At 70.1% G+C, this 18,868-nt stretch carries 15 protein-coding genes and 15 pseudogenes; 8 read left to right on the top strand and 22 right to left on the bottom strand.

Features of this window, described 5'->3' with window-relative positions:
• Window positions 1-34 precede the first annotated feature (34 nt).
• From FF86_RS59080 to FF86_RS59045, 12 genes and pseudogenes are all read right to left on the bottom strand, one after another.
• Window positions 35-103: pseudogene (locus FF86_RS59080) on the bottom strand (hypothetical protein); the annotation flags it as partial.
• A 1-nt stretch (window position 104) separates the two neighbouring features.
• A partial coding sequence (locus tag FF86_RS36620; protein WP_304438189.1) for a ketoacyl-synthetase C-terminal extension domain-containing protein occupies window positions 105-1,037 on the bottom strand: 933 nt, incomplete at its 3' end.
• Window position 1,038: 1 nt separating this feature from the next.
• Window positions 1,039-1,904, bottom strand: an 866-nt coding sequence (locus FF86_RS59075; RefSeq protein ID WP_396230130.1) for a polyketide synthase, incomplete at its 3' end; no start/stop codon positions are given.
• A gap of 5 nt (window positions 1,905-1,909) precedes the next feature.
• A pseudogene (locus FF86_RS59070) lies at window positions 1,910-2,359 on the bottom strand (alpha/beta hydrolase); the annotation flags it as partial.
• A gap of 1 nt (window position 2,360) precedes the next feature.
• Window positions 2,361-2,744, bottom strand: a pseudogene (locus FF86_RS59065) (alpha/beta hydrolase); the annotation flags it as partial.
• 1 nt (window position 2,745) lies between these two features.
• Window positions 2,746-3,016, bottom strand: a pseudogene (locus FF86_RS59060) (alpha/beta hydrolase); the annotation flags it as partial.
• Between the two features lie 88 nt (window positions 3,017-3,104).
• A pseudogene (locus tag FF86_RS63260) lies at window positions 3,105-3,280 on the bottom strand (acyltransferase); the annotation flags it as partial.
• Between the two features lies 1 nt (window position 3,281).
• Window positions 3,282-3,941: acyltransferase (locus tag FF86_RS27525; protein WP_242419732.1), on the bottom strand; the 660-nt coding region annotated here is incomplete at its 3' end.
• Window positions 3,941-4,165 carry an acyl carrier protein gene (locus tag FF86_RS27520; RefSeq protein WP_044888006.1) on the bottom strand — a complete coding sequence of 75 codons (225 nt, stop codon included), beginning with the start codon at window positions 4,163-4,165 and terminating at the stop codon, window positions 3,941-3,943. The genes FF86_RS27520 and FF86_RS27525, both read right to left, overlap by 1 nt.
• Window positions 4,162-4,513 (bottom strand): annotated as a pseudogene (locus FF86_RS59055) (methoxymalonyl-ACP biosynthesis protein FkbH); the annotation flags it as partial. The gene FF86_RS27520 and the pseudogene FF86_RS59055, both read right to left, overlap by 4 nt.
• 1 nt (window position 4,514) lies before the next feature.
• Window positions 4,515-4,905 (bottom strand): annotated as a pseudogene (locus tag FF86_RS59050) (methoxymalonyl-ACP biosynthesis protein FkbH); the annotation flags it as partial.
• Window position 4,906: 1 nt separating this feature from the next.
• On the bottom strand, window positions 4,907-5,424 hold a 518-nt coding region (locus tag FF86_RS59045), incomplete at its 3' end, for an HAD-IIIC family phosphatase (protein WP_242419737.1).
• 1,174 nt (window positions 5,425-6,598) lie between these two features.
• Here FF86_RS59045 and FF86_RS59040 point away from each other — a divergent pair.
• The 4 pseudogenes from FF86_RS59040 to FF86_RS59025 all read left to right on the top strand — a co-directional run.
• Window positions 6,599-7,029: pseudogene (locus tag FF86_RS59040) on the top strand (LLM class flavin-dependent oxidoreductase); the annotation flags it as partial.
• Between the two features lies 1 nt (window position 7,030).
• Window positions 7,031-7,125: pseudogene (locus tag FF86_RS59035) on the top strand (LLM class F420-dependent oxidoreductase); the annotation flags it as partial.
• 1 nt (window position 7,126) lies between these two features.
• A pseudogene (locus FF86_RS59030) lies at window positions 7,127-7,173 on the top strand (hypothetical protein); the annotation flags it as partial.
• 1 nt (window position 7,174) lies between these two features.
• Window positions 7,175-7,525 (top strand): annotated as a pseudogene (locus tag FF86_RS59025) (LLM class F420-dependent oxidoreductase); the annotation flags it as partial.
• A 141-nt stretch (window positions 7,526-7,666) separates the two neighbouring features.
• On the opposite strand, the gene FF86_RS27505 reads toward FF86_RS59025, so the two are convergent.
• The 3 genes and pseudogenes from FF86_RS27505 to FF86_RS27500 form a co-directional block, all read right to left on the bottom strand.
• On the bottom strand, window positions 7,667-8,089 hold the full coding sequence (locus FF86_RS27505) for a hypothetical protein (RefSeq protein ID WP_044888008.1): 423 nt from the start codon (window positions 8,087-8,089) through the stop codon (window positions 7,667-7,669).
• Between the two features lie 2 nt (window positions 8,090-8,091).
• A pseudogene (locus FF86_RS59020) lies at window positions 8,092-8,331 on the bottom strand (EamA family transporter); the annotation flags it as partial.
• A gap of 1 nt (window position 8,332) precedes the next feature.
• Window positions 8,333-9,105: EamA family transporter (locus FF86_RS27500; protein WP_255355947.1), on the bottom strand; the 773-nt coding region annotated here is incomplete at its 3' end.
• Between the two features lie 474 nt (window positions 9,106-9,579).
• On the opposite strand from FF86_RS27500, the gene FF86_RS63255 reads away from it, so the two are divergent.
• Entirely contained in the window at window positions 9,580-9,765 is a 186-nt protein-coding gene (locus FF86_RS63255) for a CGNR zinc finger domain-containing protein (protein ID WP_255355949.1), read from the top strand.
• 162 nt (window positions 9,766-9,927) lie between these two features.
• Here the strand turns inward: FF86_RS63255 and FF86_RS27490 are convergent, their stop codons facing one another.
• Window positions 9,928-10,884 carry an AraC family transcriptional regulator gene (locus tag FF86_RS27490; protein ID WP_044888011.1) on the bottom strand — a complete coding sequence of 319 codons (957 nt, stop codon included), beginning with the start codon at window positions 10,882-10,884 and terminating at the stop codon, window positions 9,928-9,930.
• A 101-nt stretch (window positions 10,885-10,985) separates the two neighbouring features.
• Here FF86_RS27490 and FF86_RS68845 point away from each other — a divergent pair.
• Both FF86_RS68845 and FF86_RS68840 read left to right on the top strand, forming a co-directional pair.
• A pseudogene (locus tag FF86_RS68845) lies at window positions 10,986-11,309 on the top strand (redoxin domain-containing protein); the annotation flags it as partial.
• Between the two features lies 1 nt (window position 11,310).
• The coding region (locus FF86_RS68840) for a redoxin domain-containing protein (protein WP_396230127.1) at window positions 11,311-11,660 on the top strand (350 nt) is incomplete at its 5' end.
• A 500-nt stretch (window positions 11,661-12,160) separates the two neighbouring features.
• Here the strand turns inward: FF86_RS68840 and FF86_RS68835 are convergent.
• The 4 genes and pseudogenes from FF86_RS68835 to FF86_RS27465 form a co-directional block, all read right to left on the bottom strand.
• A pseudogene (locus FF86_RS68835) lies at window positions 12,161-12,845 on the bottom strand (hypothetical protein); the annotation flags it as partial.
• Window position 12,846: 1 nt separating this feature from the next.
• On the bottom strand, window positions 12,847-13,729 hold an 883-nt coding region (locus tag FF86_RS68830; RefSeq protein ID WP_396230128.1), incomplete at its 3' end, for an AMP-binding protein.
• 186 nt (window positions 13,730-13,915) lie between these two features.
• Complete coding sequence (locus FF86_RS27475; RefSeq protein ID WP_044888013.1) at window positions 13,916-14,362, bottom strand: thioesterase family protein; 447 nt, start codon at window positions 14,360-14,362, stop codon at window positions 13,916-13,918.
• A gap of 1,018 nt (window positions 14,363-15,380) precedes the next feature.
• Window positions 15,381-15,659 carry a hypothetical protein gene (locus FF86_RS27465; RefSeq protein WP_199865518.1) on the bottom strand — a complete coding sequence of 93 codons (279 nt, stop codon included), beginning with the start codon at window positions 15,657-15,659 and terminating at the stop codon, window positions 15,381-15,383.
• Between the two features lie 266 nt (window positions 15,660-15,925).
• Between FF86_RS27465 and FF86_RS27460 the strand changes: the two genes are divergently transcribed.
• A complete protein-coding gene (locus FF86_RS27460; protein WP_044888016.1) occupies window positions 15,926-16,594 on the top strand; it encodes an enoyl-CoA hydratase-related protein in 669 nt (222 codons plus the stop codon).
• 488 nt (window positions 16,595-17,082) lie between these two features.
• On the opposite strand, the pseudogene FF86_RS59010 reads toward FF86_RS27460, so the two are convergent.
• Window positions 17,083-17,230: pseudogene (locus FF86_RS59010) on the bottom strand (transcriptional regulator); the annotation flags it as partial.
• A gap of 1 nt (window position 17,231) precedes the next feature.
• On the bottom strand, window positions 17,232-17,934 hold a 703-nt coding region (locus FF86_RS27455; RefSeq protein WP_242419731.1), incomplete at its 3' end, for a helix-turn-helix transcriptional regulator.
• Window positions 17,935-18,868 lie beyond the last annotated feature (934 nt).

The following is an 18,868-nucleotide window of genomic DNA, read 5'->3' as shown; positions in this document are numbered from 1 at the left end:
CCCCAGGACTCCACCAGCCGGTGCAGGGCGACTNCCAGCGCGAACAGTGCCGGCTGGGTGTACGAGGTCTGGTCGAGCAGGGCCGCGGCATCGGAGTCGACGGNGGCGAACAGCACGTCCCGCAACGGGCGGTCGAGATGCGGGTCGAGGTGCGCGCAGGCCTCGTCGAGCGCGGCCGCGAACACCGGATATCCCCGGTAGAGGACCTGTCCCGCTCCCGCCCGCTGGCTGCCCTGCCCCGGGAGGAGAAACACCGGCACATCGGTGCCCGCCCGCCCCTCGGTCACCTGCGGCGTGGCCCTGCCATCGGCCAGTGCCTCGAGCCCGGCCCGCAGCTCGTCGTGGTCGCGCGCGACCACGACGGCCCGGTGTTCGAAGGTCGTCCGGGTGGTGGCCAGCGAGTAGCCGACGTCCGTCAGCGACGGGCCGGTCCCGGCGGCGAGCCGCGTGCTCAGCCGCGCGGCCTGCGCCCGCAGCGCCCCCGCGGTCCGCGCGGAGACGGGGAACGGCAGCGCCGGCTGGTCGATCCCGGCGGCGTCCGCGTCGGGCGTCCGCGCCAGGCGGCCGGCGGGGCCGGTCGGCGCCTCGGTGAGAACCACGTGGCAGTTCGTTCCGCCCATCCCGAACGAGCTCACCCCGGCGATCAGCGGCAGCTCGGCCCGCGGCCACGGGCCGAGCTGCCGGGCCACCCGCAGTCCCAGCTCGGCGAGGGGGATCCGAGGGTTGGGTGTCTCGAAGTTGAGGCTCGCCGGGATCTCCCGGTGTCGGATGCTCAGGATGGCCTTGAGCAGGCCGGTGATGCCGGCGGCTCCTTCCAGGTGTCCGACGTTCGTCTTGACCGACCCGACCAGCAGGGCGTCATCGTCGTCCCGGTCGGCGCCGAGGGCCGCGCCCAGGGCGGCGGCCTCGATCGGGTCGCCCACCGGGGTCCCGGTGCCGTGCAGCTCGACGTACTGGACCTCGGTCGGGTCGACTCCGGCCCGGGCGCAGGCCAGGCGGATCACCGACTCCTGGGCCCGCGCGTCGGGAACGGTCAGNCCGGCGGTGGAACCGTCGTTGTTGACCGCGCTGCCGCGCACGACGCAGTAGATCCGGTCGCCGTCGGCCTGGGCGGCGGCCAGCGGCTTGAGCACCACCACGGCGGCGCCCTCACCCCGGACGTAGCCGTTCGCGCGCGCGTCGAAGGTGAAGCACCGGCCGTCCGGCGACAGCGCGCCGAACCGCATCGCGGCGATGCTGCTCTCCGGGACGAGGTTGAGGTTCACCCCCCCGGCCAGCGCGAGTCCCGACTCGCCCGCCCGAAGGCTCTCGCAGGCCAGGTGCACGGCGACCAGGGACGACGACTGGGCCGCGTCCACCGTGAGACTCGGGCCGCGAAGGTTCAGGTTGAACGAGACCCGGTTGGCGATGACGGCCCGCTGCGTGCCCACCAGCGAGTGCCGGTCGATCGCGCGCGCACCCGAGCGGGCCAGCAGCGTGGCGTAGTCGGCCGCCATGGCGCCGACGAACACTCCCACCCGGCTGCCCACCAGGGTCCTCGGCACCAGGCCGGCGTCCTCCAGCGCCTCCCAGCTCAGCTCGAGCATCAGACGCTGCTGGGGGTCCATGGCCGCAGCCTCCCGGGGGGAGATCCCGAAGAAGGCGGCGTCGAAGCCGGCGACCTGGTCGAGATAGCCGCCGCGGCCGATGCGGTCCGGCGTCTCCGCCGCCACGCCCGTCTCCGCCGCCGCGCTCCCGGCGATCCGACGGTCGGACGGAGTCGTGGTGATCACGTCGCGGCCGGCGCGCAGGAGTTCCCAGAACTCGGCCGGCCCGGGCGCGCCGGGCAGCCGGCAGGCCACACCGACGATCGCGATGGCGTCCTCGCCGGCCGCCGTCTCCTGCCGTGGTCCGTCTTGACCCACCCCGGTCACTGGTGCCTCCCGTTCCGGGCCGCGGACAGTCGGGTGCCGGCCCGTAGCGGAATCAGGGCGGCGCGCAGCGCCGCGCGCTGCCGGCGGGGTGCGCCGTGCATGCGCAGAAGTTCGAGAGTCAGCCACGGCCCGGTGACACCGACGTGGCGTGGCGAGGCGTGCACGTCGTCGAACTCGAGCAGGTCGAGCCGACGCACGTGCCGCCGCAGCAGGGCGATGTCCTGCGGCGGGATGATCTCGTCACGCCGGCTGGCGACGTAGGCGACGGGGATGTCCAATGCCCCCAGCTGTTCCGGCGTCAGGGCCCAGCTCCGGATGTGCCCGCCCACCTCGGTGTTCCGGCTGCCGGTCAGATGGGCGAGGGTGTCCACCGTCACCCGCGGCAGCGCGCCCTGCCACCGTTCGTCGGTGAACAGGTACCGCAGTGGCGCTCCCACGGTGAGGACNCTCGCGATCCTCGGGTCGTCGAGCGCGCAGCGCAGCGCCAGGTGGCCGCTGAAACTCATCGCCATCGCGTGGACCCGCGGAGTCGTGGCCTGGTCGGTGACGGCGTCGAGCAGCGCGGGCACCATCCGCCAGCTCGTGGCGTCGTACGGGAGCGTGTTGTCGCCCACCCCGGGCATCTCGGTGACGACGCCGGCGACCCCCAACCGGTTCAGCCGCACCAGCGTGGGGGCCCACTGCTCCTTCGTGCTCACGATCCCCCCCATGAGGATCACGAACGGCTGTCCGGCCCTCGGCGCGGGCCCGGTCGCCCAGCAGCGGAACTCCCCCGCCGACAGCTTCACGTCGACCGGGCGCAGATCCACCCCCTGTGCCGAGCGCCAGGCANCGAACGCCGCCACGGCCCGTTCCCAGGCGACCTGCCTGGCCGGGTCGCCGGGGTAGGGGAATCTCGCCATGGTGTACAGCCGGCTCGCCGCGAGAAGATCGCCCTGACGTTGCCGGGACTGCGCGACCCGGCTCCATTCCCCGACCCAGGAGCCGGAACCGCTGTCGTCGTGAACGATGCGCCCCAGCACGTCGGCCACGACGGCGCGCGGAATCTGCTGGGCGCGCGCGTGCACGGTCGCGAACTCCTTGAGCTCGCCGACGTCGTTCATCGTCCGTCCTCCTCGCTGGATCTGCGGGCGACCGTCAACGGGCGCGGACCCCGGCCGGCGACCGGGCCGGGGACGCCGCGTGCCGGCGTCATGGCGAACCCACCTCCAGTGGCTCGCCCAGCTCGGCTGCGCCGGTCTCGACGGACGCCGGACGTGCGGCGACACCGGCAGCGCCGGAGCCGGCCTCGAACCCGGCCAGGGCGTGCCGCACCTCGGCGAGGATGTCCGCCGCCTCCGCCCCGTCGATCACGCGGTGGTCGAAGGNCATGCTCAGGCGCAGCACCGGGGCGATGCGCACCTGCCCGTCGCGCGCCACCGGCCGGTCCTGGACCCGCCCGACTCCGAAGGTGACAGTCGTGCCGCCGACGGAGTGGAAGGAATCGATCGGGCGGTGTCCCAGCGAGGTCACGGCGACCGTGCCCATGACCGCGGCTCGGCCCGCCAGCGGCCGGACCCGGGCCCGAAACGCCTGGCGGCCCAGCGCCATCGGCAGTCGGTGCAGGGCGCGGGCCCCCGCGAACTCCGGCGCCGTGGTCGGGTCCACCGCACGAAAGCGGTCCAGCCAGCCCTGGATCTCCTCGAGGCTCGCGCCGCCGGCCCCCGTCAGCACCGCGGACAGGACGACCCGCTGCCCGTTCAACGTCCGATCAAAAGTGATCTTCGTGTTGACGTCCGGATAGCTGGTGACCCGGGGAAGGAACCGGCCTCTGATCGCCGCGTTCGCCGCGGGATGGTCCGCCAGGACGGCGGCCGAGGCGAGTACGAGATAGGCAAGGGGCGAGTACCGCCGCCCGGCCTCCCGTTCCCTCGCCCGGTGTTCGTTCACCCGCGTCATGTCGACCTCGGTGTCCAGGAAGACCGGCGAGAACCGACGGATCTCCTCGAGGAAGTACAGGGTGTGACGGCGTTCCCGAGCAAGTCTCATCACGCCACCGTCAGGGCGTAGATGCCGCGCAGACTGGACGCCTCCAGAACGTCCGGAAGGGAGACCGAACGGCCGGTCCGCTGCTCCAGGATCGAGAGGAGCCACAGCAGGTGCACCGAATCCCAGCCCGGGATCTCGTCGAAGCTGGATTCGATGTCGTCGGCCGAGATCGGCAGGCCGAGCTCGTCTCGGACCAGGGCGACGAATTCCTCCACTGTGGTCACGGTGCTTCCTTTCCAAACTCTTCGTGCAGGGTAAGATGTTCGGGTCGGTCCAGCGGCCGGAGCAGATCGTTGCGAAATATCGCGACCGGGCCTTCCTCGCCGACTCGGACGAATCCGTTGCGGGTGTAGAAGTCCTCGACCAGGCCGTTTCGTGCACTCGGCCGGTAAAATCCGTGGACCGCCTCCATCGTCGCCTCACGAGCATGGTCGAGAATTGCCGCGAGACAGCCCTGCTCGATTCCTCGGGAGAAGACCCGGCAACTCAGCAGGAAGTTGTCGATGTAGAGATCCCGGTCGGTCCGGCGCAGAAACACAGCGCCGACCAGACCATGGTCGCCGAAGCGATCGNCCGCATGGATCGCGAGCACATCGGTGCCCGGCTCGGAAAGCAGTGAGCGGACATCGGAGCGCTGGAGTCGACGGGTGGTCATGTTGAACTGGTTCGTCCGCAGCGTCAGCTGCGACACCCGGGAGATCTCCGGTTCACCGACACCCGCCAGCCGTACGGTGACCTTCAGTTCGCGCAGATAGTCCCCGAGCGAGTCGAAATTGTCCAGAAAGTTCTTGCGCTCGATCTCCTGACGATACTTCTCGCCCCGGGTCCGATCCTCCGCGGTCAGTTCCCGCAGACCGAACCACCCGTCCCGCAACACCGCCTCGGTATGACCCGCGGGATCCTCGCCCACCTGGATGGTCGTCACCATGGGAAGTTCTCGCCGGACCAGCCCGCACTCGTACGCNCTGTCGTCGACGAAGACGAAGCTGTCCAGGCCCAGGTTCAGGGTGGCCGCCAACTCGGCGAGCATCTCGTGCTTGGGGCTCCAGCTCGCGACGATGCGGGCGAGGTCCTCGTCACGCAGGACCATCTCCGCGCGTTCCTGAAAGGCTCGATGCACGAGATCGCGCTCGTTCTTGCTCACCGCGGCCACCAGCACGCCCTGCGATCCGAGCTGTTTCACCACGCCCTGGAACACCTGGAACGCCTCACCGCGGTAGCTGCCGCCGACGTCGATGCCCTCGACCCCGTCGTCACCGAGCACCCCACCCCACAGCGTCCCGTCGAGGTCGACGACGAGGCACTTCTTGCTCCGCCCCGTCGCGGCGCGCGCCAGGTGCCCGATCTCGCGGGCGTATCGAGCGAGCAGCAGCGGGGAGAGATGGGCCTTCGCGTAGGTGCTCAGCCGGGCGTCGGTCACCGGCACGCCGTCCGCCACCACCGGATCGAGATCGACGACCACCACCTGGGGGTGGTCCGTCATCAGCTGCAGCAGACGGGTGTTCGCCCGCCGCCAGCCGATTCCGAGATCAGCCTTGGATCGATAGTCGACGAGCTGCGCCGAGAAGCGCCACGGCAGGGGCAGGGTGTTGAGGACCAACGTGCCAGCGCTGGTTGCCTCGAACACCTCCACCAGCCGCTCGATCACCCCGATCCTCGCCGTGAGGGCCTGGTCCACGTCGGCCGGAGTCCAGGGGACCGGTAGGTCGTCGAGGACCAGCATCGGATCGAGCAGACACAGGGTGAGGTCGGCACCCGTGCGATACAGCGGGCTACCCGGATCGGACAGTTCGAAGACGTAGCTGTCGTAGTTCGAGAAGAACGGCCGCAGCAGCACGCCATGCCGCGCGATCTCGGCGGTGAGGTGCGGGAGCAGCGACGAGAAGGTCCCGTGGCCGGTCACGGCGACGGACACCGTCGGGGTGGCGGGGTGGTGCCGCAGGACCTCGGCCGGATCGACCCGGCTCAGCAGGTGGCCGGCCCGGACCAGCTCGGACTCGGCCAGCGAGGCGAGATGATCCTTGACCAGTGGGTACCGAGCGGCCAACCGACCCGACTGGAACGGGGAGAGCAGATCGTTCTCGGCCGTCGACACGGAGCGCTCAGGAGATTTCATCAGCACGTCCTTGTCAAAGTCGCACGGCCGACGCGACGCTTTCGGCGCCACGAGGACCGACTTTCCGGTGAACTCCCTACCGACACAGGACCGCGCCCATCGGATGCCCGGCGGGCTGGCGGCCCCAGAAAGATGCTCGGCGGCGGTCCTAAAGTGCGGCTATATCGGCTCTAGACCGAATGCCGGGTTCTTGCGGCTGATCACGCACTCCGAGGTGGGGATTCCAGAACCGCCGCCGGTGTCGCGATCGACATCGACACCACGCCTGGGCCGCCGTCNGCCGATGTGACGGATCCGTCAGGTGGCCTGGACATGGTCCGCGGCGCGTCGTGGACGGGACTCCCGAACCGAACACGAGGATGCCGACAGGTCGGCAGTCGGACTCGCGCTCTGGTTCTCCTCGACTGTTCAGCCAGGTAGCAGGCCGACCGGTATTGGCTCGACCGCCGACGCCTACCCATGACGGGGTTACTCAACATAGCCCCGAAAATCACATTTGCGTTTGGGAAAAATACGGTATGTCAAAGAAAGGGGAACGAGTGTGACGACAGACCTGGAACACGACCTCGGCCACGTCGGCCTCTGGACGTTCGACTTCGATGGCCAGCCCGCCACCCGGGTGCGGGAAGCCGCCGCGGAGATCGAGGAACTGGGCTACGGCGCCATCTGGTATGGAGAGGCGTTCGGCCGCGACACGGTGGGCCAGGCGTGGCTGCTGCTGTCGGCCACCCGGCGCATCGCCGTCGCCTCCGGCGTCGCGAACATCGCGTTTCGCGACCCGGTTGCCATGGCGACCGCGGCCCGCGCGCTGGGCGAGGCGTTTCCGGGGCGCTATCTTCTCGGCCTTGGCGGACACCGCGTGGACGACACCATCCACAAGCTGGACGGCTATCCGATGCCGGCGCTGGGCCGGGCAGTGTCGACCATGGACGCCTATCTGGCCGCCATGGACGCCGTCCCCGCCCACAGCCCNTCGCCGCCGGGGGCGCCCCGGGTGCTGGCCGCGCTCGGGCCCAAGATGCTCTCGTTGGCGGCACTGCGGACGTCGGGGGCGCACTCCTACCTCGTNCCCGTGGAACACACCCGCCAGGCCCGCGAGATCCTCGGTCCTGCGCCNTTCCTCGCGGTCGAGCAGGCCGTCGTCCTGGACTCCGATGTCGATCGGGCTCGCCAGATCGCCACTGCGCACGTCGGCGGCTATGTCGCCGCGGCGCCCCACCATGAGGCGAACCTTCGGCGGCTGGGCTTCGGCAGCGATGACCTCATCGGTGGCCCGAGCCGTCGGCTGGTCGACGCGATCGTCGCCTATCCGGATGCCACGACGATCCAGGACCGCGTACGCCAGCACCTCGACGCGGGGGCGAACCACGTCTGCATCCAGGTCCTCACCGCCAGTCCCGCCACGCTGCCGGACCTCGTATGGCGTGAGCTCGCGCCGGCCCTGCAGAGCGTCGCGCCCCTGTCGTAACCGGCTCCTCGACGGCTCGCGCCGGCGCCGGCGGTGGGCTGCTGTCGGGGAAGGCGGACAACGAGCCCGACGCGCCGGCCGAAACGCCGGCCTTCGGGGTCGGGGAAGCCGTCCGGGCTGGTCTCCTCCGCCAGGGGATCGTCAACGCGTGGGACCGACCCGACCGAAAGCCTCCTCTGCCTGACCCACGCGGCCGGTCGCCGGCCAGAGTATGCCATCCCCTGAAAGGATCTGGTCGAAGTAATACCTGCGGCTCTTGTACCAGCGGCGCTCCCGCACCGGCAGACACTCCGCCAGATCCTCCACGGCGACCTTGTTCAGCGGTGAGCCCTCGTCGGCGAAGCTGGCCACGACCGCGAGGTACAGGATCTCGGCCGGCTCCGGCTCGCCCCAGCGCACGACCGCCGCCCCGACCGCCTGCTCGTCGACGAGCGCCGCGTAGGTCTCGCAGGCGGGATCACGCATCGCGGTCCGGATGCGTTCGTCGTCCTCCTCGGCGTCGTGCAGGATCGGCACCAGTTTCGCCGCCTCGGCCCCCGACACCGGGACACAGCGCACTGACATGATCAGGACTCCTTCTCGTGATGTGCACACCCACCGGCGTGGACCTCGGCCATGGCCGGGGGTTCGCCGGTGGTGCGACCCGTCAGGTCGTCGAGCGGATGTTGCTGGGCGTGAGCCGAGCCCCTGTGCAGGAGCAGTGCCAGACCGACGAGAATGGCTGCGCCGCCTGCGGACTGCAGCGCCGTCGGGCGCTCCCCGAGGAAGGCGACGGACGTGACCGTGCCGACCACCGGTGCCAGATTNAGTAGCTGACCGGCACGCGCGGCGGGCACCCGGCCGATGCCTTGGTTGAACGCGACGCCGGCCACGACGCCGCAGAGCGCGACGGCGGCGCACGCGGCCCAGGCCGTGACACCGGCCGTGCCGAGCCGGCTGCCTCCCTCGATCCAGGCGACGGCGGCGAACGGTGCCGTGCTCAACGCGCCGCCGGTCGTCTGCCAGGCGCTGGCGTTGACGCCGTCATCGACGTCGCTGTAGCGGCGGGTGGCGACCAGGAACACCGCAGCCGCGACGACCGCGCCGAGGACGAGAAGATTGCCAGCCATCACGCCCCCGCCCGGCCGGTCGACGCCAGGCTCCAACGCCACGAGCGCGCCGCCCGCGAGGCCGACGGCGAGCGCGACCACCCCCCGGCCGGGCAGCCGTTCACGCAGGACGACGACAGCCAGCAGCACGGACAGCAGGGGTTCGGCCGCCAGCAGCAGGCTGCCGTTCGAGGCGCTGGTACGGGCCAACCCCAGGTCGCCCAGCAGGAACGCCAGGCCGGGCACCAGCGCACCGAGCAGTAGCTGCCGCCCCGCCCCGCGCCGATGCAGCCGCCCCGTCGACGCCGCCGCGCCGAGCAGCACCACCGCGGCGCCGCCGAGTTCAACCGCCAGCAGGTCGGCCGGGCGCACGGCCTGCAAGGCGGCCACCGAGACGGTGGTGCCCACCCCGTCGACGGCGGCGGAGATGAGGATCGACAACTCGCCGACTCGGGCCCGGATACCGGTCGTGGTGCCGTCGTGCGTTGCCACCGAAGCCTCCCGTCCTGACACCACCCCGTCGGCGGAGTAACCGTCGTAACGGTTACACCGGTTATTCGGGCCGTCAACTGGTTAATCCCGTACGGTGGTTAGGTGACGCAGGAGCCGGGTTGGCCAGGCCTCTCAGACGAAGAACTCCTCGTTGCGGTGGCGAACACCGGGCACGGCGAGCACGACGAACTCGCCGATCCGCCCGCGATGCGGGTCTGGTGGGCAGGCCTACACGCGCCGACCGACCTGGAAGCCGTGCGGCCCCATGCCACTGAGGACCTGGCGACGCTTCGCGCGCTGCGCGCCGTGGTCCGCGGCCTCGCACTGCGTAACAACGGCATCGACGTCCGGGTCGACGCGGCTGGACTCGACCGTCTCACCCTGCGCCCGGATCTGCGAGGTAGCCCGTCGCTGCTCGCCGACGGCCCCGACGGCCTCGTGCGCGATGTCTGTGNCGCCACCGTCACGGCGCTTCTGCGTGCTACGGCGCGACCCGGCTGGCCCCGGCTCAAGGCGTGCCGGGGCACGGACTGCCGATGGGTCTTCATCGACAGTTCCCGCAACACCTCGCGGCGCTGGTGCGACATGGCCGTGTGCGGGAACCGCGCCAAAAGCGCGTCCTTCCGCACCCGCCGCAGCGCCTCCGAGCCAGTTGCCTGACAGCGCACGGCCACCTCGGGCCGCCGATTCCCAGCGCATTTCGGCGCTCCCTGGCGGCGTCCAGGTCACCCAGCCCGCATCCGTTCCAGTCCGACCGGGTCGGACAAGCCAAAGCCCGGCACGCCGGCGTCTTCTTACCCGACCCGGGCTGGCGGTGCGCTGCTACGAACCGCTCGCGGCAGCGGCGGCTCGTGCGCAGATCCGGTAGCGCCGTGGTGGCGCCCCCCTTGCGCGGCTGAACGCGCGGGAGAAGGCGTGCTCGCTGGCATAGCCGACCGCGGCCCCGATGGCGGCGACGGGATCGTCGGTCTCGCGTAGCCGCTGCGCGGCGATGTCCATCCGCCACCGGGTCAGATAGGTCAGCGGCGGCTCGCCGACGAGTTCGGTGAAACGGCGGGTCAGCGTGGCCCGGGACACATGCACCTCGGCCGCCAGGTCCTTGACGGTCCAGGCTCGCTGCGGCACCTCATGGAGCAGGGAGAGTGCCCGCGCGGTGACGGGGTCATGCAGTGCACGCAGCCACGAGCCCTCACCCGCCGGCCGGGCGCGCAGCCAGGCCCGGACGACGTGGACGAGCAGCACGTCGACCAGCCGGGCCACGACCGCACGCGAGCCGGGAGGCACACCGTTGAGCTCGTAGCGCAGCAACGCCAGGGCGGTGGCCACCGCGCCGTCGTCGCCCGGGTCACCGGCGGCGAGGTGCAGCACGCGCGGCAGCAGCGACATCAGTGGCTGGGCGACCTCGTGGTCGTAGTCGTACGACGCGCACAGGACTCGGGTGACCGCGCCGTCGCCAGGCAGCTCGACCACCCCCTCGTCGGCGCGCAGACCGATCTTCGCCGCCTGGGTCAGCGGCATCGCCGCGGTCGTCGGGTCACTGGACAGGACATGGCTGAGGTTGGTCGGCAGCAGGACGACGTCACCCGGCATGAGTCTGCGCGGGGTGGCACCCACCGTGCGCAGCCAGCACGATCCGGCCAGCACCGCATGGAAGGTCGCGCCCGGCTGCGGGTCGACCTCGACGCCCCACGGCTCGTGCGCGACGAGCTGGGCGAGCACGGCACCGGAGACACGGGCGAGCTGCAGCACGTCGGCGAGCGGGTCGGCCGGGGTATCCACTGTCCGATACTATCGGGTTCGCCTTCCGGATGAGCCGATCGGCTAAGTAATTGAGCTTTTCTCGTATGGATAAACTCGCGATGGCTCTCTAGCGTGAAGGCATGGCCACACCTCAGACCACTTCCACGTCCCTGACCGACGCCACAATCGCCCTACGGTCCCAGCTTCACGATGCGTACGGCGCCGAGGCGCTGGCCCCCTTCGACAACGACGCATCGGCCATGGCCGCCGACGGCATTGGTTCCGCCGCTCCGGCCGTCGGGACCTCGGCGCCGGACTTCGCCCTACCAGACATCCACGGCGCGAGCCGCGCGCTCACCGACCTGCTGGCTGCGGGCCCCGTGGTGCTGGTGTTCTACCGGGGCGCCTGGTGCCCGTACTGCAACCTGCAGCTGCGCGCGTTCCAGGCAGCACTCGGCGAGATCNAGGCGGCCGGCGCCACCCTGGTCGCCGTGTCCCCCCAGACACCCGACAACTCGCTGTCGTTCGCCGAGAAGGAAGGCCTCGGCTTCACCGTCCTCAGCGATCCCCACAACACGGTCGCTCGCACCTACGGGCTGGTGTTTCGCCAGGCCGACGGCTCAACCGCCGCGCAGAAGACGCTCGGCATCGACCTGGCCGAGGCCAACGGGGACGACAGCCACGAGCTGCCCGCCGCTGCCACCTTCGTGGTCGACACCGACACGGTGATCCGGTTCAGGTCGATCTCGGCCGACTACCGCTGGCGTATCGGCCCCGAGGAGGTCCTCGCCGCACTGCGCGGGCTCAGCCGGTGACGCCTGGCGCGGGCGTGGTCGGACCGGAATCCCCGGCCACGCCCGCGCCGCCGCCGCCCGGCCTGGCCCATGGCGCACTCCTTGCATCCTCACGTCCCGATCACGTCACGGGACCGACGCGCCCGGCCGCGTACGGCACGCCCAGGGACACGACCAGGCGATGCCCAGGGAGACGACAGCTCCACGACCCGGTAGGCCACGCTCGACGCGGTTCTCGCTGTCAGCCGACAACGGCTATGGCGCGCACGGGGGAGGTGCCCAGGCCGCCCCCGGGACGCGGGGGACCGTCCTGCTCACCAACGACGGTCACAGCCGGCCTCGAGCCGTCGTGTTCCGACGCTCCCCCGGGAACCTGTGGAACCAACAGTTCACGTACGCGAAGGTCACGTTCAGCCCGACACGCATCCTCGAGATCCATCTGGGCGTCTTCGTGCTCGCTACGTCCGGCGTCCCCCACGACCGAGTACGCGACCCACCACAAACGAATACGAACGAGCCGCCTAAAACCCCGGGCCAACGCCGGTGGCCGAGTTCTGGCACCCCGCAGGGTCGTCGGCGGGGCGCGGCACGGGACCCGCCGGCAGCCCCCGGAGCTCGCCCTGCTCGTACGCGCGCGCGATCGCGCGCCGTTGCAGCTTGCCGCTGCTGGTCCGGGGGAGCTGCCCGGGACGCAGGAAGTGCACGTCGCCATCCCGCACCGTCACCCCGATCGCCCGGACCAGGTGCTCGACGATCCGCGCCCGGCTGCCCTCGACGTCCTGGCGGCCCGCGCGGTCCACCTCGGTCAGGACGACGATGTTCCCGTCGCTCTGCACGACCGCCGTGCGGCCCTCGCGCACGAACGGCAGCTGTTCCACCGCCTGTTCGAAGTCGGCGGCGAAGAAGCTCTGACCGTTGACCTTGATCCGATCGCTGATACGGCCGGTGATGAACAGTTCGCCGCCATCGACGAATCCGATGTCGCCGGTGGCGTAGAAGCCGTCGTTCCCGCCGAGCGGGAGCGGATTGTCGAGGTAGGACGATGCCAGGCTGCCGCCGGCCAGCTCGATCTCGCCCAACTCGTTCTCCCCGCAGACCCGCCCGTCCGAGTCGCGCAGGCGCACGGTGAACTCCGACATCGGCCGGCCCACCGAGATCGCCGGCACCCCCGCCGGCGACGGCACCACCCGGATGTCGCTGCCCGGCNGACGGCTCGACACCAGCAGCACGGTCTCGGCCATGCCGTAGCACGGCATGAACACGTCGCGGCCCAGGCCCGCCGCGGCCATGAGGTCCACGAACGCGAGGAGGTTCGGGATGTTGACGGGTTCGCTGCCGAGATAGATCGACCGCATCTGGGACAGGTCGATCGCGGCGATGTCCTCGGGTTCGAGGTCCCGCATCAGCCGGAGTGAATAGTCGATCGCGAAGTTCGGGATCACCGTTCCATCGACCCGTTCCCGGGCCATGTGCTCCCACCAGCCGGGGGCGTCGTACAGGAACGTCACCGGCTCAGCGAGGAGCAGGTCGCAGCCCACCGCCAGACACGACAGCAGGCCGCCGACCAGGCCCATGTCATGGTAAAGCGGCAACCAGCTGCTGACCCGTTCCTCGGGCCGGCGGGCGTCCGTGCGGGTGATCATGGCCAGGTTCGCACGGAGGCTGTCGTGACGGACCGGGACTCCCTTGGGAAACGACGTCGATCCGGACGAGAACTGCACGAACGCCAGTTCGTCGTCTCCGGGGGTTCGCAGCCGGGCGCCCGGATCGCGGATCCCGGCCGGTGGGAGCGCCAGGACGGGCAGGGACACCTCGACCGCGGCCAGGCCCGGTACCCCCAGAACGCTTCCCGCCCCGAAGTCCCGCGCGACCCTTCCCAGGAAGTCCTGGTAAGCATCGCGCGGCGTGTTCATGAGGAACGGTTTGACCGACAGCGGTACCGCGCCGATCTCCAGTAGACCCAGGAACGAGAAGATCACCGCGGTGGAGGTCTCGAACGGGAACAGCACCCGCGTCCCCGGCCTGATTCCCTGGCCGCGGAAGAAATCGGCGTAGGCGGCGACCCGCTCCGGGAAATCCCGATAGGCCACGAATGCGGACGGGTCGCTGAACTTCTGGTACAGGTGCAGCCCCCGCTCGGGCGGGCTTTCCTGGTTGCGTTGGATGTGTTCGAGCACTGTCCCCTCCTTCCTGATAGTCGTCTGTCCGATGACGCCCGGCCGCCCTGCCGGGCCGGACTGGAACGGCGGGCCGGGCCGCGGGGCGAGTTCGCGGGCTCAGGCCGGGCGGGAGGCCTTGAGGAAGTCCTGCAGCGAGACCAGGCGGCGTTGCGTGGCGTCCAGAAAGGCCACGGTGACCAGGGCGTCCACCGCGAGACGTTCCAGCTCCGGAAGGTGAACGCGCTGACGGAACCGGGCCCGGAACGTGACGCCGTCCTCGTCGAACTCCCCCGCATCCCCCGCGTCCTCCGACTCCCCCGCTGCCGGTGACTCGAGGACGGTGCGTATCTCGACCCGACCGCGCGGGATCTCCGCCCGGTAATCGATCTCGATGCGGGCGACCACCGCGATCAGGCGGTCACCCGGCACCAGCCCCTGGCGGTCGAGCCAGTCCCACCGCCCGGCCTCGAGGTATTCGAGCGCGACCGCATTGTTGACGTGCCCGAGCGCGTCGAGGTCGTTGGGGCGCACCGGCAGCATGAGCCGCGATTCGCTGAAGAACACGTCGGACCACCCGATCGATCGTGTCGAAGAGTCAAGGAAAGGCGCCGCTTCCCGTCGCGGGCCGATCAGCCGCCGACGAGATCCATCCACGTGTCCTCGAGCTCTTCCCGGGAATGCACCTCGATCCCGGTTATCTTCTTCAGGGCGCCGAAGACGAGCTGCTGCTTCTTCTCGACTGCCTCGGGCCGGAAGTCATCCTCGCCGGCCTTGCGCTCAAGACGATCCCCCCAGTTCACGTGGGTGCCGCGGTCCTCCACCTGATCCCGGGAGCTGCCCAGGATCTCCCCGTCCTCCCGGAGGAACAGGTGCGCCACCGCGAACGCATCCTTGGCCTGGTATTCGCCGCTGTCCACCAGCGCTTTCGCGAACGACACGAAGTAGTTGCGGTGCTGGATCTCGTCGGCGGCGACCTGTTTGAAGAGGCGACGCAGCCCAGGGTCGTCGATGACCTGCTGGCACTGGCCGTAGTTCACCGCAGCCGTGATCTCGGAGATCGCGAGCAGCATCAGTGTACGGAGCATATCATCATCGGGAAATACCTGGCGGAACTCGATGAAGGTCTCGTCCGGAATCGGAGCCATTCCGGTGAGCTGCGCCAGGCGGTTGAAAGCCNTCTCGTGGTGCGCCTCCTCCTCATTCCAGTAGCGACTCCAGGTGCCACACGCCTGCATGATCGCGGAGACTGTCGGATTGCTGTCCTGCCAGCGCCGGCATTCGGCGTCCGCCTGGCGCTCCAACCGGTCCGCCCCCGGCTTGGTGGTCAGCTCGGCGCGGCCGGCGTTCCAGACGAGGGTCCGGTCCAGCGGCGTCAGGCGGTCCAGGTCGACGGCGGCCAGCATGTCCAGGACACTCCACCGCCGGGACTCGTGCAGCCGCTGCTGCTCCCACGTCACGTCGACCAGGGACAGGCCGTGCCGCGTCAGCGCGCCGAAGAGGTCGGTGATGATCGCGGGGGGCGCGTCGGGNCCGGCCGGTCGCCGGGTCACCAGGACGGTGCCGTGATCTGCCTCGACGGTCATCAGGCCGCCGCCCTCTTCTGCCGGTCGAATTCCTCGAGGAAGATGGTCAGTACCCTGGGCATCGGTGTATCGAGAGGCAACGTTGGTAGCCGCACCCGCACACCGTGCTCCTTGCGCAGCGCGTTGGACGTCCGGGCAAACGTCTCCATCAGGTCGATACTGTTAGTCATCTTCGCACTGCGGCCAATCACGGTGGCCAGCGTCACATCGTCGGCAAAAAGCTGCTCTTCCGGGAGACCCACATACTCGGCAAACCTCTGCCGGATGTAGGACTCCACCCCACCCGTCTCCATACCCGGAAGAATACAAGGCGCCCACTTCCGTGGACCATTTCCCGCCGCCAGTTGCGCCAACAATCCATCTTGTTGATCCTCTGTTTTGACTGCGTAGTCAAACTTGCGCCGCAACAAAGAGGATGCGATAATTTCGTGCCTTCCCCGCCGCGCCCCGTCCCACCGTGCCCGCCGGTCCTGGTCAGGCCGGGGGCCCGAGGCATGATCCGGACGTGACCCGGACAAGAAGACACGCGGACTAGGATCAGCGGATGCCGAAGCTGGAACGGGACGGCGAGGTCTTCGTCCTGCACCTCGATCCCGATGACGAGAACCGGTTCCACCCCGACCGGCTGGCCGCGGTGGAGGCAGCGCTCGACGAGGTCGACGCCGCGGCGGGCCCCCGGGCGCTGGTGACGGTGGGCGGCGGCAAGTTCTGGTCCACCGGTCTCGACCTCGACTGGTTGCTGAGCAACGCCGACCGGTCCGCGGCCTACCTCGACCGGGTCCACGCGCTGTTCGCCCGCACGCTGGCCTCCCCGGTGGTCACCGTCGCGGCCCTGAACGGGCACACCTTCGCCGCCGGGGCGATGTGGGCACTGGCCCACGACCTGCGGGTGATGCGCCTGGACCGGGGTTTCTTCTGCCTGCCCGAGGTGGACCTCGACCTGCCCTTCCAGTCGGGGATGTCGGCCCTGATCCGGGCCCGCCTGACCCCGGCGACCGCGCACGAGGCGATGACGACCGGTCGGCGTTATGGCGGCGGGCAGGCGCTCGCGGCGGGCATCGTCGACGCGGTGGCGCAGGCCGATCAGCTCCTCGCCGCGGCCGTGGAGCGCGCGCGACCGCTCGCGGCCAAGGCCCGACCGGTCCGCGCCCAGATCAAGGAGACGCTGTACGCGGAGACGCTCACCGCGCTGCGCACCCCGACCGCCAGGTAGGTCGACCGGATCGCGTCGCCCCGATCGGCTTCCGGAACGATCGGCTTCCGGAACGATCGGCTTCCGGAACGATCGGACCGCCCGGGACGATGGTGCCGCCCGGCAGGTAGACCCCAGCGGCTTGGCTCCGGGCGTCTGCGGCACCAGCAGGTCCAGGCGCAGCTGCAAGTCCTGGCCGTCGGGGCCCTTGCGGGTCGNGTAGGCGACGTCGGTGTGCGTGACGACCCGGACGGTGCCGGTCTTGATCTGCGGTTCTGCGGCACCGGAGAGCACGATGTTGGTGCTGTCGTCGCTGCGCACCACGGTGCGGGCCAGGAGGATCTCCGGCATGGCGGCGGGGGGCGGGATGCTCATGGGGCTCCTTGCGTCTTTCGGTTGAGCGGTACTGCGCGGTTTTCTCCGTCCGCATGTTTCGCGTGAGCGTCGAAGTGACGGGCATGCGGGGTGGCACGTCCGGGTCTCNGGGAGGCCAGGGGGCCGAGGGGAGATCAGGGGGCCGAGGGGAGGTTCTGCGCGCCTATCACCGACAGCAGTTGGAGCTTGTCGTGGCTCTCACTGCCGGGCGTGGCGGTGAAGATCAGCAAGGCCTGCTCCTGGTCGAGGTCGAGGAGCATCTGGCAGTAGACGTCCAGCAGGNCCAGTTCGGCGTTGCGGATGCGCTTGTGGTGGCCGCGCGAGCCGGTGATCTCGTGCTCGCTCCACAGTTCGGCGAACTCGCGGCTGACGTCGAGCAGCGTGCGGGACATGGCCGCACCGCGACTCTCGGGGCCCTTACGGGCGACCAGGGAGCGAAGGTCGGCGGTGAAGGCCCGGCTGTGCAGGGCATGGTCCTCGTCCGGATAGATCAGGCGGGTCTCGGGCCGGGTGAACCAACGGTAGATCATGCTGCGTTCCAGGCCGGTGTAGGCGGTCTCGTCACCCAGCAGTGCCACGGCCGGCGGGGTCTGCAGCAGGGTCTCGCCGAGGCTGGTGACGACCTGGGCCGGGGTGTCCTGCAGCCGGTCGAGCACGTGCATCAGGCCGGTGTCGACGTGGTGCGCGCGCAGGTCGCGGCCGGGCGCGGGGTGTCCCGCGAGGCGGAACAGGTGGTCGCGCTCGTCCAGGGACAGGTGCAGGTGCAGGCCGCGGGCGATGGCGGCCAGCATCGGCTCCGAGGGGCGCGGGCCGCGCTGCTGCTCAATGCGGCTGTAGTAGTCGGTCGACATGCCGCACAGTGCCGCGACCTCCTCGCGGCGCAGCCCGCCGGTGCGCCGGCGCTGCCCCCGGGGCAGCCCCACGTCCTCGGGCTGCAGCGCTTCCCGGCGGGTGCGCAGGAAGCCGGCGAGTTGGTTGCGGTCCATCTCAGCGCACCGCGGGGACTGCCGGGAAGGCGACCTTGGCCAGCTTCTCGCCTTCGGCCCAGATCCGGCTCGCCGCCTCACGATCCTCGGCAGTGCGGTAGAGCTTCTGCTCGGCCGGCCCTACCTGCCAAGATGGGTTGAGACAGGGGATGTCTATCATCTTATGACTAGGGCGGGGTAGGGAGAAGAAGATCGTGGTGATGTCGGTGACGACCGGGCGGGGCCTGGTCGATGATGTCCGGGTGGGAGATCGCGAGGGCGAGGGCCGCCGGCCGGATCCGGAGGTCGAGCCGAAGGCGCGGCGGCGGTCGTTCTCGCCGGCGTACAAGCTGCGGATCCTGGGCGAGTATGAGGCGGCGACGTCGCCGGGGGCGAAGGGTGCGATCCTGCGTCGGGAGAAGNTGTATTCGGCGCATATCGTGGAATGGCGTAAGGCCCGGGATGCGAGGGCGTTGGCGGGGCTGTCGAAGCCGAAGGGCCGGCCGGCGGTCGACGACCNGGACCGGGAGCTGGAGAAGCTACGGGCGGAGAAGGACCGATTGGAACAGGAGCTGGCGAAGGCCCGCTTCGTGATCGATGTCCAGGGAAAAGTATCGGCGCTCTGTGTACCACGAACGTTGAGGGGGATGGCAGCCTGAGGTAGGCCGGCTGTTTCCGCGAAGGCGTGTAACTGCATGGAAGATGGAGGTTTTGTGGCCCTCCGGAGTCGCCCTGNGGGGGGAGATTCCAAAGCACCTCAAGCTGCGTTAGCTGAAGACTGTCGTGGTGAGCGTTGAGGAAAAGGCGCACGAGATGCGTCAGCTGGGGACCGGGAAGGTGAGCTCAGCTCTCCGCTGTTGAAGCATCGAAAGTAGCAGCTGGCATCGAAACCAGGGTGTAGAGCGTGTCCTGGGACGAGCCTGACGGATACCCGTCTACTGGTCAGGCGGTGCCC

Source organism: Frankia sp. CpI1-P, from assembly GCF_001421075.1.
GTDB classification, from domain to species: domain Bacteria; phylum Actinomycetota; class Actinomycetes; order Frankiales; family Frankiaceae; genus Frankia; species Frankia torreyi.
This window is presented reverse-complemented; position numbering and strand designations above follow the sequence as displayed.

What these genes read in the sequence shown, in the direction of transcription:
- FF86_RS27460 (WP_044888016.1), top strand. Translation starts at nt 15,926, where the DNA reads ATGCCGAAGCTGGAACGGGACGGCGAGGTCTTCGTCCTGCACCTCGAT.
- FF86_RS27505 (WP_044888008.1), bottom strand. Translation starts at nt 8,089, where the DNA reads ATGTCAGTGCGCTGTGTCCCGGTGTCGGGGGCCGAGGCGGCGAAACTG.